At 64.4% G+C, this 16650-nt stretch carries 17 protein-coding genes and 1 riboswitch; of the genes, 4 read left to right on the plus strand and 13 right to left on the minus strand.

Annotated elements, in window-relative coordinates; all coding sequences use genetic code 11:
* Window positions 1-3: 3 nt before the first annotated feature.
* From AC1D0O_RS23760 to AC1D0O_RS23800, 9 genes are all read right to left on the minus strand, one after another.
* The gene (locus AC1D0O_RS23760) at window positions 4-1881 is read right to left on the minus strand and encodes a SulP family inorganic anion transporter (protein ID WP_477655948.1); all 1878 of its coding nucleotides are present in this window, start codon (window positions 1879-1881) and stop codon (window positions 4-6) included.
* 54 nt (window positions 1882-1935) lie between these two features.
* The gene (locus tag AC1D0O_RS23765) at window positions 1936-2973 is read right to left on the minus strand and encodes a Cj0069 family protein (RefSeq protein ID WP_477655949.1); all 1038 of its coding nucleotides are present in this window, start codon (window positions 2971-2973) and stop codon (window positions 1936-1938) included.
* Window positions 2974-2991: 18 nt separating this feature from the next.
* Window positions 2992-3918: an amidohydrolase family protein gene (locus AC1D0O_RS23770; protein WP_477655950.1), complete on the minus strand. Its 927-nt coding sequence runs from the start codon at window positions 3916-3918 to the stop codon at window positions 2992-2994.
* Between the two features lie 10 nt (window positions 3919-3928).
* Window positions 3929-4837 (minus strand): Fe-Mn family superoxide dismutase, encoded by a 909-nt coding sequence (locus tag AC1D0O_RS23775; protein ID WP_477655951.1) that lies wholly within the window; start codon window positions 4835-4837, stop codon window positions 3929-3931.
* A 10-nt stretch (window positions 4838-4847) separates the two neighbouring features.
* Window positions 4848-6197 carry a chromate efflux transporter gene (gene chrA, locus AC1D0O_RS23780; RefSeq protein WP_477655952.1) on the minus strand — a complete coding sequence of 450 codons (1350 nt, stop codon included), beginning with the start codon at window positions 6195-6197 and terminating at the stop codon, window positions 4848-4850.
* On the minus strand, window positions 6194-7138 hold the full coding sequence (locus AC1D0O_RS23785; RefSeq protein ID WP_477655953.1) for a chromate resistance protein ChrB domain-containing protein: 945 nt from the start codon (window positions 7136-7138) through the stop codon (window positions 6194-6196). The genes chrA and AC1D0O_RS23785 overlap by 4 nt, the downstream gene beginning before the upstream one ends.
* Window positions 7139-7355: 217 nt before the next feature.
* Window positions 7356-7964 (minus strand): methionine biosynthesis protein MetW, encoded by a 609-nt coding sequence (gene metW, locus AC1D0O_RS23790; RefSeq protein ID WP_477655954.1) that lies wholly within the window; start codon window positions 7962-7964, stop codon window positions 7356-7358.
* A complete protein-coding gene (metX, locus tag AC1D0O_RS23795) occupies window positions 7961-9121 on the minus strand; it encodes a homoserine O-succinyltransferase MetX (RefSeq protein ID WP_477655955.1) in 1161 nt (386 codons plus the stop codon). The genes metW and metX overlap by 4 nt, the downstream gene beginning before the upstream one ends.
* A 135-nt stretch (window positions 9122-9256) precedes the next feature.
* The gene (locus tag AC1D0O_RS23800) at window positions 9257-9814 is read right to left on the minus strand and encodes a TMEM165/GDT1 family protein (protein WP_477655956.1); all 558 of its coding nucleotides are present in this window, start codon (window positions 9812-9814) and stop codon (window positions 9257-9259) included.
* A gap of 7 nt (window positions 9815-9821) precedes the next feature.
* A riboswitch (yybP-ykoY riboswitch) is annotated at window positions 9822-9999 on the minus strand.
* A gap of 167 nt (window positions 10000-10166) precedes the next feature.
* Here AC1D0O_RS23800 and AC1D0O_RS23805 point away from each other — a divergent pair.
* The 4 genes from AC1D0O_RS23805 (at window position 10167) to AC1D0O_RS23820 (ending at window position 13360) form a co-directional block, all read left to right on the plus strand.
* Window positions 10167-11369 (plus strand): ammonium transporter, encoded by a 1203-nt coding sequence (locus AC1D0O_RS23805; protein ID WP_477655957.1) that lies wholly within the window; start codon window positions 10167-10169, stop codon window positions 11367-11369.
* A gap of 33 nt (window positions 11370-11402) precedes the next feature.
* Window positions 11403-11969 carry a sigma-70 family RNA polymerase sigma factor gene (locus AC1D0O_RS23810; protein ID WP_477655958.1) on the plus strand — a complete coding sequence of 189 codons (567 nt, stop codon included), beginning with the start codon at window positions 11403-11405 and terminating at the stop codon, window positions 11967-11969.
* A gap of 19 nt (window positions 11970-11988) precedes the next feature.
* Window positions 11989-12240: a zf-HC2 domain-containing protein gene (locus AC1D0O_RS23815; RefSeq protein WP_477655959.1), complete on the plus strand. Its 252-nt coding sequence runs from the start codon at window positions 11989-11991 to the stop codon at window positions 12238-12240.
* A gap of 658 nt (window positions 12241-12898) precedes the next feature.
* Complete coding sequence (locus AC1D0O_RS23820) at window positions 12899-13360, plus strand: RNA recognition motif domain-containing protein (RefSeq protein WP_477655960.1); 462 nt, start codon at window positions 12899-12901, stop codon at window positions 13358-13360.
* Between the two features lie 104 nt (window positions 13361-13464).
* On the opposite strand, the gene AC1D0O_RS23825 is transcribed toward AC1D0O_RS23820, so the two are convergent.
* From AC1D0O_RS23825 to AC1D0O_RS23840, 4 genes are read right to left on the minus strand one after another with little or no spacing between them, the layout of a single operon-like run.
* Window positions 13465-14241 (minus strand): SDR family oxidoreductase, encoded by a 777-nt coding sequence (locus tag AC1D0O_RS23825; RefSeq protein WP_477655961.1) that lies wholly within the window; start codon window positions 14239-14241, stop codon window positions 13465-13467.
* Window positions 14242-14266: 25 nt separating this feature from the next.
* Window positions 14267-15022, minus strand: coding sequence for an LPS export ABC transporter periplasmic protein LptC (lptC, locus tag AC1D0O_RS23830; protein WP_477655962.1), 756 nt, complete (start codon window positions 15020-15022; stop codon window positions 14267-14269).
* Window positions 15019-15621 (minus strand): KdsC family phosphatase, encoded by a 603-nt coding sequence (locus AC1D0O_RS23835; protein ID WP_477655963.1) that lies wholly within the window; start codon window positions 15619-15621, stop codon window positions 15019-15021. The genes lptC and AC1D0O_RS23835 overlap by 4 nt, the downstream gene beginning before the upstream one ends.
* A 33-nt stretch (window positions 15622-15654) precedes the next feature.
* On the minus strand, window positions 15655-16647 hold the full coding sequence (locus AC1D0O_RS23840; protein ID WP_477655964.1) for a KpsF/GutQ family sugar-phosphate isomerase: 993 nt from the start codon (window positions 16645-16647) through the stop codon (window positions 15655-15657).
* Window positions 16648-16650: the final 3 nt, after the last annotated feature.

Raw genomic sequence — 16650 nt, forward strand, 5'->3', positions numbered from 1 at the left:
ATTTCAGGCGGCGGGTGTGTCGGGGCTCGGCGCGGTTTTGCATTCCCAGAATATCCGCGCCGTGCAGCGCCGGCAAATTTCCGGGTCCAGCTTGTTGAAGATGGTGGCGATCGCGGTGAACTTGTCGGGGAACTGGTGTTCAGGCCCGAGCACGCTGGTGAAACCGGTTTTGCGCCACATGCGGATGACTTCGGGCCGCGGCCGGTGAAAGTACAGGTCGCCGCCCATGGCGCGGCGCGCGGCGAGTTCGGCCTCCCACAGCTCGGCGCCGGCCAGGTCGATGAAGTTCATGCTCTTGCCCATGACCAACAGGTGTTTTTGCGGCTGCGGCTGGGTGCGCAACGCGTGCAGGATGTCGGCCACGTGCTGCGTTGCGCCAAAGTAAACCTCGCCTTCCATGCGCAAGAGCTTCAGTTGTGGGCATTCCGGCAGCACCTGGCGTGGCGCTTCTTCGGGCCCGTCAGGGCCCGTATTTTTTTTGGCTTCCAGCCCCGCGTCGGGCGAGTTGTCTATCACCACGAACTGGCGATCCAGCCCCCGGCTGTCAAAGCCCATGCTGCGCATCGCGGGCCTGGACGTGCGATAGAGGAAAGACATCAGCGACAAAATCATGCCCAGCAGGATCGCGATTTCCAGCCGTATGGTGACCGTGGCCGCCACGGTGGCCAGCGCCACACCGAAGTCGCTGCGGCTCAAGGTGAACAGCTGGCGCCAGCGCGCGGCGTCGAGCAGCGCGAAGGCCACCAGCACCAGCAACGCCGCCAAAGCGGCCATCGGGATCTCTGCCAGCAGCGGCGCGCTGACCGCCACCAGCGCCAGCAGCAGCAGGGCCGAAAATACCGAGGCCAGCGGCGTGCGCGCGCCGGCTTCCAGGTTGGGCATGGAGCGGTTCATGGAGCCGCAGGAGACATAGCTCGAGAAGAAACCACCGACGATGTTGGACAGTCCCTGGCCGCGGAATTCGCGGTTGGCGTCTATGCGCTGGCCCGAACGCAGCGCCACCGTCTTGGCGATCGAAATCGCCTGGCCCAACGCCACGATGGTCAGCGCGAAGGCCAGGCCGGCAAGGTCGGCCGCCTGCGCCCAGCTGATGCGCGGCACTTCAAAGCGCGGCCAGGGCACGGGAATCTGCCCCACAGTGCGCAGCGAGGCCGACGGCGTGGCCTCCGGGTGCAGGAAACGGCTCCAAACCCAGGCCAGCGCGGTGGCCACCACCAGGCCGATCAGCATGTAAGGCCAGTTGCGGCGCAGGCGGCGCAGCAACAGCGCCACGGCCAGCGTGATGGCGGCAACGCCCAGCGCCAGCGGCTGGGCGGCGCCGAGGTGCGTGAGCACATGCCCCAGCACAGCCGCCGCACTGTGCTCGGGCGCGGGCGCCAGGCCCAGCAGGTCGGGCAGCGCGTGCACGGCGATCAGCAGCGCGGCGCCGGACGTAAAACCGAAAAGCACGGCCGGAGAAATGAAGTTGGCCAGCACGCCCAGGCGCAGCGCGCCTATCAGCCACTGCATGACGCCGACCATCACAGTGACGGCCAGCGCGAGCTGGATGTAGAGCGGGCTGAAGGCCATGGCCAGCGGCGAGAGCATGGCGAACAGGGCCAGTGAGTTGGCGTTGGTGGGGCCCGACATGACGTGCCGGCTGGAGCCGAACAGCGCGGCGATGATGCAGGGAATCACGGCGGTGTAAAGGCCGTAGGCCGGCGGCAGGCCGGCCAGCGTCGCGAAGGCGATGCCTTGCGGCAGCACCAGCACCGCGCCCAACAGGCCGGCCATCGCGTCTGCACGCACGGTGGCGGGCGAGACCTCGCGCACCCAGTCGCCGAAAAGGCGTTCCAGGAGTGGAATCGATGACCGGGGTGCGTGGGCGGCTGAGGGTTCCATCACGAAGGCTTGAGCATACCGCGCCCAGGCCCCGGTCATCCACCGGCGAAGCGATCAAATCTGCTCCAGACGACGTTGCACAGCCAACACCAGTGGCTGGATTGCGGAGTCCGGGAACGGCGCTACGCTGCTGACGTTAATCTCGCAAAGCACATAGCGCTCAGAGCCATCGACCAGGGGCTCACCGAACATGAAGTCGCAATCCCAGAGGAAGGGAAGCTGCTCGCGCGAAAGACCGACTCTTGCGCGGAGCAAGTCGACCCACTCGGTCTCAAGCCGTTCCTTCAAGAACTGGAACTGCGGCAAATCGGCGGCATGGTACAGCCTCGGGCCGGATGGCGGTGCCGGCTCCCCAGGCTTGGCCGGGTAGAGCGCGTTCACGGCCTGGTGCCCGAAGCCCTCGACGCGATCCTCCACCAGGTAGGCGCGCACCATGCCTTCCACCAAGCGCGCTTGCCATGCCTGGTCGATCATGTGCCCGCCATTCACCGGCTCGAAGTACGGAGCCAGCCTTGCCAGGAGCGCCGGAAGCTCCATCAGCTCTTCGTCGCTGCCACGCTGGGCGTGGCGCACACGCAGGCACGCGGGCGTGCCAATGGGGCCCGCCAGTTCCACTCGCCAGATACCGATCCCGCTATGCCCCCGGTATTGCTTGAGCACCCGTGGGCCCTGGCGGAGTCGTTCCGGTAATTCCTCCTCGAGCTGTTTGAGGCTTTCGATTCGGCAAACGTCGCTGCCGAACGGGAGATCGCGCGTGTGGAACAAAACGTCCTTGGTTCCCAGCTTCAGGATGGTCTCCGGGTGTGCGCTGACCACAACCCCCGCGTCGGCAATCCGCCGCAGCATGGCGTCCAGGACGTCCCGTCTTCGTCCGCCTTCGATGGGGTTGCACCAGGTCAGCACAAGGCGGCAGTCGCGCAACTGCGCCTCCACTTCCTCGGCAAAAGCATCGTTGTACACAGCCGGGACGGCGGTTACGCCAGCGCTTGCAAACGCGTCGAACAAGGCGGCAAAGCGGCTTTCCGCCGGATCCGCGCGATCCCGCATGGCGCGATCGCCTGGGTAGAGCAATGCGACGGAAGGTCTGGGCATGATCAGCTCCTTAAAGGCTTAGGCGTGCAGCAGGCGCCGCGCATTCCCGTTGGCGATCAGCTCCCGGTCGGCTTCGCCCAGGCCGCACTGGTCGAACAGGCTGGTGAGCCGGGCCGGCAGATCCGTTTCAGTGACCACGGGCCAATCCGTGCCGGTGACGACATGGTCCGCCCCTACGAGGTCGATGGCCGCACGCAGCATGACCGGGTGCGTGCCTGTCGTGTCGATGTAGACATTGCGCCGCGGCGACGCGTGTTTGCCGATCCGCGCGCCATCCGCCAGGCATTCCCCGACCATCAAGCCACCCAGCGCAAGCGCGGTGACGACCACGTTCAGATGGGGCATCTCCTCGAACATGCCGGCGTGCACCATGGCCAGCAGGGCGGCGCTGTTGATCGCGCTACGCGAAAGACGCTCGCTAAACTTTCCTGTGCGCCTGAACTTCTGGCGCAGAGCCACGTCCGGCACCGGATGCAGGAACACAGGGACGTTCAGCTCCGATGCGGCAAGAAAGGTCGCCCTGGCTTCTGGTGCATCGGGCAGCAGATCCCCCTTTGCACTCTCGATAAACACACCTTTCAGGCCCAGCTCCTTGACTGCTCGCGTCAATTCGCGGCCTGACGCTTCGCCACGGTAGGCGTCCACGGTGGCAAGCCCGTGCAACACACCACTGTGGCGGTGTGTGACTTCTGCCATCGAATCATTGATTCTGCGGATGGTGTCGAGGTCCGCCTCCTCACCTGGGGCCAAGACGAACTCAAGGGAGGTGTTGATGACGCGGCTCGTCACGCCTGCCGTCTGCAGCGACGCCAGCAATGCCGCCTCTTGCGTCAGCCGCCGGCTGACGCCGTCCCAGAATTCCTTCTGGGCTGGTGGGTTGCCTCTGGACGCGTCGACCGGAATGCCCTTTCCGGCGAAGTGGCAGTGAAAGTCGATCACGTCCATGAAGCACGCCTCAGGTTTGCTTTGTCGCGAGCGGCCGGCCTGCCGCTTTCCAGCCGTCAATGCCGCCGCTCAGGAACTTTGCATTGACCCCTGCCGCACGCAGGCGCATGGTGGTGGATCGCCCGACTTCGTGCCCGTAAACGCAATAGACCATCACGGGCTTGTCCTTGGGCAACTGCGCTGACCAGTCGTTCACCTGGGCAGGGTCTCGCCACTGCGCGCCGGGGATGAGCGAGTCCGCCTGGTCGAAGACCCCTGCCCGCCGGACATCGAGAACATGGGCGCCGGCGAGGTCGTCGGCAGTGGCGGCGAACGGCTCGCTTGAAGCCTCCACCGCGGCCTGGTAGCGCTCGTACACGCGCGCCCAGTTGATGTTCTCCATGAAGGCGTCGACATACTGGCCGGCGGCCGCGCCGAAATCCAGGTGGTAGGCGTGCTCGTACATGTCGAGCGCCAGGATGGGGATGCCACCCGCCACCGCGTGCGTGTGGTCCGCGGCCCACTGGTTCACAAGGGTTCCCTCGCGCGGCTGGAATACCAGCAGCACCCAGCCGGAGCCGCCGGCCAGGGCCTTGCCCATGGCGACGAACTCCTCACGCCATCGTTCAACGCTGCCGAAATTCGATTGCAGCGCAAGCACCGCCGCGGGTGTCAGCGGCTCGCCGGTGGCACCCAGGCAGTCGAAGTACAGCTCGTGCAACAGCATCGAGTTGGTGGCGATCAGTTCTTCCCGCTTGAGCCCATTCAGGTCGAAGCCGGCCGCAGTCGCGAAAGGCATCTCCCGCAACCGGCCGCGGATGGCATTTAGCCGTTTGACGGCGCCGCTGTAGTTGTTCTGGTGATGGCTGCGCAGCAATTTCTCCGAAAGGCCGTTCATGCCGGCAGGATCGAAGGAGAGGTCGTGAATTCGAGCGTCCATGGGTGCACCTTTAAATAATGTTGCTGAGCCGCAGCGCCAGGCCGACGATGCCGGAGACCAGCACGACGGGAATGACACCAACCTTGAAGCGAAACAGCGCTACGGCGGCCGCTACTCCGATGACGGCTGAAGCCCACTCGAACCGGCCCGCGAGGCCTTGCGGCCAGAGCACGTGGTAGGCAAAGAACACCGCGAGATTCAAGATCACGCCCACCACGGCGGCTGTGATGCCAGTCAGCGGGGCCGTGAACTTCAGGTTGCCATGCGTGGACTCGATGAAAGGCCCGCCGAGCAGGATGAAGAAGAACGACGGCAAAAAGGTGAAGAAGGTGACCACCGTCGCCGCGGCGGCACCGGCCAGGAACAGCGACTCAGGGCCGAAAATGGCCTTGGTCCAGCCACCGACGAAGCCGACAAACGCGACGACCATGATCAGCGGACCGGGCGTGGTCTCGCCGAGCGCCAGGCCGTCGATCATCTGGGGGCCGGTGAGCCATTGGTAGTTGTCCACTGCGCCCTGGTAGACGTAGGGCAGCACCGCATAGGCGCCGCCAAATGTCAGCAGCGCTGCCTTGGTGAAGAACCATGCCATCTGTGTGAGCACCGCGTCCCACCCGTATGCAGCCGTGAGAGCGCCGATGGCGGCTACCCACAGGCTCAGGCAGACCACCAGCACTTGCCTGACGCGCTTCCATGTGAAGAGCGCATGGGCGGGCGTGGGCGTATGGTCGTCGATGAGGGCCGGGCCGAACTGCTTGGCGGAAGCGCCGTGGCCGCCGGTCTTGAACTTGTCGGGTGCGTACTTCCCGCCGAAGTAGCCGATGGTGCCCGCCGCGAGCACAATCATCGGGAACGGTATGTTGAATGCAAAGATGGAGATAAACGCCGCAGCCGCGATGCCCCATAACCAGCCGTTTTTGAGGGCGCGGGAGCCAACCCGGTAGGCGGCATGCACGACCAGTGCGGTGACCGCGGGCTTGATGCCGTAGAACAGGCCCGCGATGGCCGGGACATGGCCGAAAGCCATGTAGACCCAGGACAGTGCAACCAGGATGAACAGCGACGGCAGGACGAACAGCCCGCCGGCGACAATGCCGCCCCAGGTCCGGTGCATCAACCATCCGATGTAGGTCGCCAGCTGCTGCGCCTCCGGGCCGGGCAGCAACATGCAGTAGTTCAGGGCGTGCAGGAAGCGGTTCTCGGAAATCCAGCGCCGGCGCTCCACGAGCTCCTCGTGCATGATGGCAATCTGCCCTGCGGGCCCGCCGAAGCTGATGAAGCCAAGCTTCAGCCAGAAGGAGAACGCTTCCCCGCGGGTGATGGGTTCGGGCGCTGTCTGGTCGGCGATAGGGGTGGTCATCTGGCGGCCTTCAGCGCGGTGTGCAGGGTGTCAAAAAAAGCGAACGCCGCTTCAAGCAGCTGGTCGTCGTCCCCGTGCTGCGCTTGCAAGCCCCGGACGATCATTTCTATGCCCGGCGCTTCGTCGAGCGGAACGCCCCCGACGTCGATGTAATGCACGAGCTGCCCGAGCCGCGCCAGGGCGGGCTTCTCGTCAAGGCCGAAACTCCTGGCGACGACCTCGAAGGTCACCAGCTCACCCACGTGCGTGAAAGCCGCTCCGTCGAAGTCGTAGCCGAGAGCCTGTTTGGGGCACTTCTTCGGATCCGCCAGCCAGATGAAGTTCGGGGACTTGTCGATGAAGCGACTGACCAGCCAGGCTGTGGCCAGGCGGTCTACCCAGGGGCGCTTGCGGGTGGCCCAGGTGCGGCCCTGGTAGTCCTTGATGGAAAGCGCGGGGACAACGGCCCTTGTGGGCGATGGCTCGTCCGGCGAGAGGTGCAGTTCAATCTCACGCCGCAGAGCCGAGACTGCCTCGACACACCCTGCGCTCTCCTTGCCCGGGAAGAAATCGCTTGCCTGGACCTGCTGCAGTTGCTGCTCAAGGCTGCGCAGTGTCTTATGAAGTTCCGCTTCGCTGGCCGACTTGATGCCCTTGCGGGCATCCTTCACGGCCTGCACGAGCTCTGCATAGTGCTCAGAGCGGTCGAACAAGGCGCGGAACGCCTGTTCCTGAGCGTCATCGCGCGCGCGCAATTCGAGCAAGTAGGCGTCAGCGCCAGCGTCGGTAATCGTCTTGGCGAGTTCCCGGAGGGCCACAGCGGAGGGCGCCGTGGCCGGGAGGACATAGACCCCCTCCCGAAGCGTTCCCGCACCTGTAGCCTTGAGTGCGCGCCACACCCGGACCCGCAGGCCGCTCGGGGTGGTCGGCAGTGTTGCAGTAAGGACTAGCCAGTCGTTCATGAAGCAAATATCTCATAAAGTGATGAACGTTACAAGAGAATTTGCCAGATTTGTGCTGAAACCGTACTGTTGACAGCTTTCGAACGCGTCGCAACATGCCCCAGCACGACTTGGGGGCGCGGGGGGGCCAGGTCAGAATTCCGGCCGACCCATTCGGAATTGCGGCTTATGTCTGCTTTTGGCCGAAGCCGTCGTCAGAGATCAGACAGCGCCGGCGCTACTCACGCTTGAACTTGAACACCGCGCGGCTGGCGCGGGCATTCGGCCAGAAACGGACTTCGCGGCCATCCTGCAGGCCAAACGAGTCCAGGATTTCCAGCTGGTTCTGCAGCGCCAGCGCTTCGAAATCCTGCAGCGTGCCGACGCGGATGTTGGGCGTGTCGTACCACTGGTAAGGCAGCACCTTGGTCACCGGCATGCGGCCGCGCGCAACAGCCAGGCGATTCGGCCAGTGGCCGAAGTTCGGGAACACGACGACGCCGGCGCGGCCCACGCGCGCGGTTTCGCGCAGCATGGTTTCGGCGTTGCGCAGGTGTTGCAGGGTGTCGATCTGCAGTACCACGTCAAATGAACTGTCGCCGAACAGCGCCAGGCCTTCCTCAAGATTGAGCTGTATCACGTTGACGCCGCGCGCCACGCAGGCCTGGACGTTGGCGTCGTTGATCTCGACGCCGTAGCCCGAACATCCGCGTTCGCGGATCAGGTAGTCCAGCATTTCGCCGGTGCCGCAGCCCAGGTCCAGCACGCGGGAGCCGGGCGGCACCAGGCGGGCGATGGACAGCAGGTCGGCCGATGGCTGCACATTGAGGTCGACAGTCGGGTTCATGCGGCCACCTTGCTCTGGAAGTAGGAACGCACCACACCGAGATAGCGGTCGTCCTCCAGCAAAAACGCATCATGGCCGTGCGGCGCGTCGATTTCGGCGTAGCTCACGTCGCGCTGGTTGTCGAGCAGGGCCTTGACGATTTCGCGGCTGCGCGCGGGGGAAAAGCGCCAGTCGGTGGTGAAGCTCACGAGCAGGAATTTGGCCTTCACGTGGGCCAGCGCCTGGGTCAGGCTGCCGCCGTAAGTGCGGGCCGGGTCGAAGTAGTCGAGCGCGCGCGTGATCAGCAGGTAGGTATTGGCATCGAAGTACTCGCTGAACTTGTCGCCCTGGTAGCGCAGATAACTTTCGATTTCAAATTCGATGTCCTGCGTGGTGTATTTGTAGGGTGTGTCGGCATTTACGGTTTCCGCGACCGCCTGGCGCAGCTGACGGCCGAATTTTTCGTTCATCACGTCGTCGCTCAAATAGGTGATGTGGCCGATCATGCGGGCGATGCGCAGGCCGCGTTTGGGCAGCACGCCGTGGCGGTAGAAATGGCCGCCGTGGAAGTCGGGGTCGGTCACGATGGCGCGCCGGGCCACTTCATTGAAAGCGATGTTCTCGGCCGTGAGGTTGGGCGCGCTGGCCACCACCACGGCGTGGCGCACGCGGTCGGGGTACTGCAGCGTCCAGGCCAGGGCCTGCATGCCGCCCAGGCTGCCGCCCATCACGGCGGCCAGGGTCTGTATGCCCAGGCGGTCCAGCAGGCGGGCTTGCGCGCTGACCCAGTCCTGCACCGTGACGACTGGGAAGTCGGCGCCGTAGAGTTCCTGCGTGTCGGGATTGGGCTGCATGGGGCCTGTGGTGCCGAAGCAGGAGCCCAGGTTGTTGACGCCGATCACGAAGAAGCGGTCGGTGTCGACCGGCTTGCCGGGGCCGATCATGGTGTCCCACCAGCCTTCGGATTTGTCGATTGGCTGGCCCTGCGCATCGAGGTAGACACCCGCCACATGGTGAGAGGCATTGAGCGCGTGGCAGATCAGCACCGCATTGGACTTGTCGGCGTTGAGCTCGCCGTAGGTTTCATAACTCAGGTCGTAGGCGCGTATCGACGCACCGCTCTGCAGCGGCAGCGCCTCGACAAAATGCATGCTGAGTGGGGTGGCAATAAGTGTCAAAAAATCACCTGCAGAAAACAAAAAACCCGGCATCGCTAAAGCGAGTCCGGGTTTCTGGAGGTCGTCTTTAGCTGTACTTTTTAAGCGCCCGCAAGCTGAGCAAATCGGCGCTGGGGTCAGTATAGCAAGCCGGGGTCACATCAAGAGCGCGGCCAGGCCCAAGCCGGTAAAGATGAGCGCCGACACGATGTGCACGGCGCGCAGCGGCACCAGGCGCGTGACGCGCTCGCCCAGCCAGACCACGGGCGCATTGGCCAGCATCATGCCCAGCGTGGTGCCCGCGACCACGCTGGCGATGGCGTCGTAGCGCGCGGCCAGCATCACGGTGGCGATCTGTGTCTTGTCGCCCATCTCGGCCAGGAAAAATACCAGCACGGTGGTGAAGAACACGCCGTGGCGCGGCGGTTTTTCGTCCTCGTCCGCATCGAGCTTGTCGGGCACCAGCATCCAGGCGGCCATGGCGAGGAAAGAGGCGCCCAGGATCCAGCGCAGCATTTGCGGCCCGATCAGCGTGGTCGCCCAGGCGCCGGCGGCGCCGGCCAGGGCATGGTTGGCCAGTGTGGCGACAAGGATGCCGGCGACGATGGGCCAGGGCTTTTTGAAGCGGGCCGCGAGGATGAGCGCGAGGAGTTGCGTCTTGTCGCCCATTTCGGCGAGGGCGACGATGCCCGTGGAGACGAGGAAAGCTTCCATTCAAAAAAAGACTCCGGCCGGATGAAACCCATGACTGCACGGCATCCCCGGCCTGAAGCGGAGGCTGTGCAGTCAAAGGTCTCGCGTGATCCGAAGACCGCTTGCGCCATGTTCCGCAGGAACAAGTCTGTTGACGCAAGCCCCTTTCAGGATTGAAAGGCTGGCTACTCCCCAATGACAGCCTGCATTCTATCCTTAGTCTCCGAAGCTTCATCTCGGGCGCGAGCCCTCGCCAGGGCTTCGGCAGGCCATTTCGCACAGTTCCGGCGCATTTCTTGCTTGTATTTGGTGCGATTCCTGAAATTCACGGAATTACGCACCAATAAATCACATTTCATCTGAAGAGGGACATATGGAAGCACTAAAACAGGGCTCTGACGCCTTGTTCATCCTGCTGGGCGGCATCATGGTGCTGGCCATGCATGCTGGTTTTGCCTTTCTGGAACTGGGCACGGTTCGCAAAAAGAACCAGGTCAATGCGCTGGTCAAGATCCTGGTGGACTTCTCGGTGTCCACCGTGGTGTATTTTGTGGTGGGCTATGGCGTGGCCTACGGCACCCATTTTTTCGTCGGCGCCGAACAGCTGGCCGCCAGGAACGGTTACGAGCTGGTCAAGTTCTTCTTCCTGCTGACCTTTGCCGCGGCGATTCCGGCGATTATTTCGGGCGGCATTGCCGAGCGCGCACGCTTCTACCCGCAGCTGATCGCCACGGCCGTCATAGTGGGCCTGGTCTATCCCTTCTTCGAGGGCATCGTCTGGAACCAGCACTTCGGCGTGCAGGCCTGGATCAAGTCGCTGACCGGCGCGGAGTTCCATGACTTCGCAGGGTCCATCGTGGTCCACGCCGTGGGCGGCTGGCTGGCATTGCCTGCGGTGATCCTGCTGGGCGCGCGCAGCAACCGCTACCGCAAGGACGGCGCGGTGTCGGCCCATCCGCCGTCGAACATCCCTTTTCTGGCGCTGGGCGCCTGGATCCTGACCGTGGGCTGGTTCGGCTTCAACGTGATGAGCGCGCAGACCATTGACAAGATATCCGGCCTGGTTGCCGTCAACTCGCTGATGGCCATGGTGGGCGGCACGCTGGCGGCGCTGGCTTTCGGCAAGAACGACCCGGGCTTTGTGCACAACGGTCCGCTGGCCGGGCTGGTGGCGGTGTGCGCCGGTTCGGACCTGATGCACCCTCTGGGCGCGCTGGTGACGGGCGGCGTGGCCGGCGGTGTGTTCGTCGTGATGTTCACGCTGACGCAGAACAAATGGAAGATCGACGACGTGCTGGGCGTCTGGCCCTTGCACGGCCTGTGCGGCCTGTGGGGCGGCATCGCGGCCGGTATTTTCGGCAGCCAGGCCTTCGGCGGCCTGGGCGGCGTGAGTTTTGGCGCGCAATTGATCGGCAGCGCGATGGGCGTGGGCTGGGCATTGCTGGCGGGTTTTGCCGTTTATGGCGCGCTCAAGGCCACGATGGGCCTGCGCCTGAGCCAGGAGGAAGAGTTTGAAGGCGCCGACCTTTCGATCCACCGCATCGGCGCCACACCGGATCGCGAAGTCAATTGGTAGCGGCCGGGGCCGGCTGCCGCTAGACTTCCGGCCATGCCTACTTTTGAAGAGCAGCTGGTCGAACACCGGCTCTACCTCCTTCGCTTTGCGCGCCTGCAGCTGCGCAATGACGAATGGGCGGAAGACGCGGTGTCGGAGACCCTGCTCGCTGCGCTGTCCAAGCCCCAGTCCTTCGGCAACCGTTCGCAGCTCAAGACCTGGCTGGTCGGCATCCTCAAACACAAGGTCATAGACCTGATCCGCAGCAATGCCCGCCTGGTGGCCGTGCCGGACGCCCAGGCCGACGAGGACGGCGACGAGCTGGACCGGCTGTCCTTCAAGGCCGACGGCCACTTCGCCGAAACCCCAAACGACTGGGGCAACCCCGACCAGACCCTGCAGCAGGTGCAGTTCTTCCAGGTGCTGGACGCCTGCATGGAGCGCCTGCCGCCGGCGCTGGGCCGGCTGTTCCTGATGCGCGAATGGCTGGAGCTTTCCTCACAGGAAGTCTGTAAGGAACTCTCGCTGACACCGACCAACCTCTATGTCCAGTTGCACCGGGCCCGCCTGCGCCTGCAGGAGTGCCTGAATATCCACTGGTTCGGCCAACCCGGCACCTGACGCCTTTCCGCTCCCCGACGTGAAACCCAAGATCACCCTGTTACGACGCACCTGCCGCGAGGCCGCGGCCCTGCTGATCGCGCGCGAGGACCGCGCGCTCAGCTTGCCGGACCACGTCGCGCTCAAGCTGCACTTGATGGCCTGCGAGGCTTGCCCCCGATTCGAGAACCAGATCCTGACCCTGCGCGCCGCAATGAAGCGCTGGCGCCACTACACCGGCGCGGCCGAGCAGGCGGCGGCAGGCCGGGCCGCGGACAATTTACCGAAATAGCGCCTTGTTGCGCGGTCGACGGGGGCCGATGCCGCGCGTAAAAGAGAGCGCACTACACAGACAAGAACAGCACTCTTCGTGAATGCAAATTTGTGTAACTATTTCCTGAGAGTTGGAACAAACTACGTGCGCAGCGTGCTCTATTTCGGCTCTTTGTGGAGCTTCACACGCGGCGGTCCAAGGGTTTAACCCGGCCGGGCTTCGCAAGCCCAATAAACCAGCACGGCTCTGGTTTTTATGACGTCGATTTTTTCAATGTAGGCACTAACTTAGCTCGTAAATCAGTTGCGGCTTGTTTTTCAAAAAGAATTTTCAGAAGTCAAGTCCATTGGAGCTTGGCAAGGTATGGAAGTCTTTATGCTTCATTTGGGCTTGCCGTCGCCGCTCGTCATGGACTCGCTTTGGCCGCGAAAACCCGGCTCCAGCTGGCACCAAAAGAGGCCGGAGAGCCCCTGTTCATGCGGGCTGGCGCAGTCTAGGTAGTAACGCTAGAGGATTGTGTTTTATTTTCGTCGAGCATAATATGCCGGTGCGAATGCCAGCATTCGCACACGTTAGGTGATCGGTCAGTTTCGCGCGCTACAGCGGTACGTATCAAGATTTGTTGTGCTTTCGGGACCCCATCGCTTTTGTTTTTGTGTTTTAGAGGAGTCCCTTCATGGGCAACAAACTTTACGTCGGCAACCTGCCTTACTCGGTTCGCGACGAAGACCTGCAACAATCTTTTGGCCAATTCGGCGCTGTCACCAGCGCTAAAGTCATGATGGAACGCGACACCGGTCGCTCCAAGGGCTTTGGCTTTGTCGAAATGGGCAGCGATGCAGAAGCCCAGGCAGCCATCAACGGCATGAACGGCCAGCCTCTGGGCGGCCGCAGCGTCGTGGTGAACGAAGCCCGTCCGATGGAGGCACGTCCTCCCCGTACCGGCGGCTTCGGCGGCGGCGGTGGTGGCGGCTACGGCGGTGGCGGCGATCGCTCCGGCGGTGGTGGCTACGGCGGCGGCGGCGGTGGTCGCTCAGGCGGCGGCAGCGACGGCGGTTTCCGCAGCCCTTACGGCGGCGGCGGTAGCGGCGGTGGCCGTTCCGGCGGCGGCGGCGGTGGTGGACGCGGCGGCTACTAAGCCCTGCTGAACCCCACTCTTCAGCCCCGGCTGAAAGAGCGCTAAAAAGGCTTCAAGACTTCGGTTTTGAAGCCTTTTTGCTTTCCGGCCTGAGAAAAGCGCGGTCAGCGCTCATCCTGGCGATGCTTGCGCGCGCGCCCGGCCACGGCCTTGTCAAACAGCGCGTTGGGCAGCAGGCGCATCAGCTTGGCCACGATGCCCATCTGCCAGGGAATCACCCGATAACTGTGTCCCGCATGAATGGTCGCAAACGCCTTGTCTGCGAAGGTGTCGACCTTCATCAGGAAGGGCATGGGGTAACGGTTTTCGCGGGTCAGGGGCGTATCGATATAACCGGGACAGATCGTCACCACTTTCACGCCGCTGGGGCGCAGCTCACCGCGCAGGCTTTCGCAATACGCGATGATCGCCGCCTTGCTGGCGCAATACGCGCCGTGGCCGGGCAGGCCGCGTATGCCGGCCACACTGCCTATGCCCACCAGCGTGCCGCTTCCGCGCACCGCCATGCCGGCCATAAAGGGGTGAAAAGTGGCCGCCACGCCGATGTTGTTGGTCGCAAAGGTCTGCGCCATCACGTCCAGGTCAGCTCGCACGGCGGTGTCCATGCCGACGCTGATGCCGGCGTTGGCGATCACGACATCGGGCAGGCCCTGCGCGGCGACGCAGGCCAGGCCGGCCGCCACGATGCTGTCGGTGTCGGCCACATCGGCGCTGTAGACCTGGTAGCGGCCCGCGCCAAGGGCGTTAGCCTCGGCCCAGGCCTGGACCTCCGCCGTGCGGCGCGCGGCCAGCGCCAGCCGGTAACCCGCTGAATAAAACCGCATGGCCAGCGCCTGGCCTATGCCGCTGGACGCTCCGGTGATGAATACGAGTCTGGACATAGGCGGCCGTTAAAAAAGCCGGCCGTTAAGGCGTGGCCGGTCTGGTGGGACTTGCCGGCGCCGATGGTGCCGTCGGCAAGGTCAAGGTGGGAAGGCCCGCGGCGCTCGCCGCGGAGCGGGGCACCAGGATGCCATGGACGCGGCCCTTGAGGTCGGCCACCTGGTCCAGGTTGTCATACGCGAAAGTGTCGCCGACAAACTGGTCGGTGCCGCGGATCAGCAGCACGGGCTTGTGGGATTTCACACGCTCGTCGTTCAGGAAAGCATGCAGGAACTCGCCGCGAAACTCCATGCGCGGCGTTTCCTTGCCGCTGGCATCCGTGCTGGCTTCCCTGACGACCCGCGCATTGCCGGTCAGCTGCACTTCCGAGCCGTCACCGTTGGAATAAGCGCGGTTGGCCGTGGCAACGGTGATACGGCCGTCGGGGCTGATGCTGCGGATCCTCGCCTGGTCGATCTCAAGAATGTCGGTGTCCGGGAAATGCCTGGCCTCGATGCCGTAGATCTCGCTCTTGAGCTGCCCGCCCTCGTCAAAAGTCTTGACGGTGAACTTGCGCATGAAATAGTCGATGTCGTGGCTGGCTTCGCGCACGGCTTCCGGCGTGCTGAAAATCGGCGTGTTGCGCACCAGCCAGTAGGTCCCCAGCGCCAGCGCGCCCATCATCAGCAGCGGCATGTAGATGGCCATGCTGTCCCATACGCGCAGCAAGCTGCGCCAGGCCCTCTTGAGCGTGCGGAACGCGCCGCCACGGCCAGCGCCCTGATGCACCGCCGTCGTCACCGGCGATACTCCTGAAGAAATTCGCCGTAGCGCCCACTGGCAATGAGCAGCAGGTCGCAGAACTCGCGCGCCGCGCCATGGCCTCCCGGCACCCGCGTGACATGATGGGCCTGCGCAAGGATTTCGGCGTGCGCATTGGACGGCGCGCAGCTCAGGGCTACGCGGGACATCACCGGCAAGTCGGGCCAGTCGTCGCCCATGGCGGCGGCGGCGCTCCAGTCAAGGCCCAGCGCCTGCAGGGCGAGCTCTGCCGCGGGGCGTTTGTCTTCGGTGTCGAAATACGCATGCGTCACACCCAGCGCCTGCAGGCGGGCGCGCAACACATGGCTGTCACGCCCGGTGATGATCACGGGCGTGATGCCGGCGCGTTGCAACAGCTTCAGGCCGTGGCCGTCCAGCGTGTTGAAGCGCTTGATGATTTCACCGGCCGCACGGTAGCCGCCTGTGGGCTGTGCCAGTTCGTGGCCTTGCGGGTATTCCGAGAAATACAGGCCGCCGTCGGTCAGCACGCCGTCCACATCAAAAAAAGCCACCTTGACCCCCTGTGCGCGCAGCAACAGTTCGGGGGCGAAGTTCAGGGCGGGGACGGCTTGGGGCATGGTGGGCATCAATAGGGGCATACGGGGGGAAGATCAAATAACTTTCGCGCGCATCAGGTCGTTGGTGTTGAGCGCGCCGCACAGCACACCGGCTTCGTCGACCACCAGCACGCTGGTGATGCGATGCTGCTCCATCAACGCGACCGCTTCAACCGCGAGCGAATCCGCCCGCACGGTGCGCGGGTCGGCATGCATCACGTCGCCGGCCTTGCTGCTGCGCAGGTCCACGCCTTTTTCGATCAGGCGGCGCAGGTCGCCGTCGGTGAAAATGCCGAGCACGCGCCGCGCGCCATCGACCACGGCGGAGGCCCCAAGGCCCTTGACGCTCATCTCGCGCATGAGGTCGGTAAAGCTGGTCTCAAGCCGCACCTGCGGCACGGCGTCGCCGCTGCGCATCACGTCGCTGACGTGCGTCAGCAGCTTGCGGCCCAGCGCGCCGCCCGGGTGCGAGCGGGCAAAGTCCTCTTCCTTGAAGCCGCGCACGTCGAGCAGCGCCACGGCCAGCGCATCGCCCATGGCGAGCTGGGCGGTGGTGCTGGCCGTCGGCGCCAGGTTCAGCGGGCAGGCTTCCAGCGCCACACTGCTGTCGAGCGTGACGCGCGCGTAGCGCGCCAGCGCGGACTGGGCGCCGCCGGTGATGGCGATCATGGGCACGCCCTGGCGGCTCAGCACCGGCAGGATCACCGTGAGCTCCTCGCTTTCGCCGCTGTTGGAGATCGCCAGCACCACGTCCTGGGCGGTGATCATGCCCAGGTCACCATGGCTGGCTTCGGCCGGGTGCACAAACATGGCGGGGGTGCCGGTGGAAGCCAGCGTGGCTGCGATCTTGCGGCCTATGTGGCCGCTTTTGCCCATGCCCATGACCACCACGCGGCCCGGGCAGGCCAGTACCAATTCAACCGCCTGGGCAAATTCGCCGCCCAGGCGCTGTGCCAGACCCAGCACGGCGGCGGCTTCTATCTCAAAGGTCTTGCGGGCCAGGTCCAGCACCTGCTCGGCGTCAATTTTCACGGGGTCCGGGTTCATGGC

This window comes from Polaromonas sp. P1_F2, from assembly GCF_056405735.1.

Excerpts from the sequence above, each read along its gene's own strand:
- AC1D0O_RS23765 (WP_477655949.1), bottom strand. The coding sequence starts at position 2,973 with ATGCCCAGACCTTCCGTCGCATTGCTCTACCCAGGCGATCGCGCCATG.
- AC1D0O_RS23825 (WP_477655961.1), bottom strand. The coding sequence starts at position 14,241 with ATGTCCAGACTCGTATTCATCACCGGAGCGTCCAGCGGCATAGGCCAG.
- AC1D0O_RS23835 (WP_477655963.1), bottom strand. The coding sequence starts at position 15,621 with ATGCCCCAAGCCGTCCCCGCCCTGAACTTCGCCCCCGAACTGTTGCTG.
- AC1D0O_RS23820 (WP_477655960.1), top strand. The coding sequence starts at position 12,899 with ATGGGCAACAAACTTTACGTCGGCAACCTGCCTTACTCGGTTCGCGAC.
- metW (WP_477655954.1), bottom strand. The coding sequence starts at position 7,964 with ATGAACCCGACTGTCGACCTCAATGTGCAGCCATCGGCCGACCTGCTG.
- AC1D0O_RS23775 (WP_477655951.1), bottom strand. The coding sequence starts at position 4,837 with ATGGACGCTCGAATTCACGACCTCTCCTTCGATCCTGCCGGCATGAAC.
- AC1D0O_RS23785 (WP_477655953.1), bottom strand. The coding sequence starts at position 7,138 with ATGAACGACTGGCTAGTCCTTACTGCAACACTGCCGACCACCCCGAGC.
- AC1D0O_RS23770 (WP_477655950.1), bottom strand. The coding sequence starts at position 3,918 with ATGGACGTGATCGACTTTCACTGCCACTTCGCCGGAAAGGGCATTCCG.
- AC1D0O_RS23805 (WP_477655957.1), top strand. The coding sequence starts at position 10,167 with ATGGAAGCACTAAAACAGGGCTCTGACGCCTTGTTCATCCTGCTGGGC.
- AC1D0O_RS23760 (WP_477655948.1), bottom strand. The coding sequence starts at position 1,881 with ATGGAACCCTCAGCCGCCCACGCACCCCGGTCATCGATTCCACTCCTG.
- AC1D0O_RS23800 (WP_477655956.1), bottom strand. The coding sequence starts at position 9,814 with ATGGAAGCTTTCCTCGTCTCCACGGGCATCGTCGCCCTCGCCGAAATG.
- AC1D0O_RS23810 (WP_477655958.1), top strand. The coding sequence starts at position 11,403 with ATGCCTACTTTTGAAGAGCAGCTGGTCGAACACCGGCTCTACCTCCTT.
- chrA (WP_477655952.1), bottom strand. The coding sequence starts at position 6,197 with ATGACCACCCCTATCGCCGACCAGACAGCGCCCGAACCCATCACCCGC.
- AC1D0O_RS23840 (WP_477655964.1), bottom strand. The coding sequence starts at position 16,647 with ATGAACCCGGACCCCGTGAAAATTGACGCCGAGCAGGTGCTGGACCTG.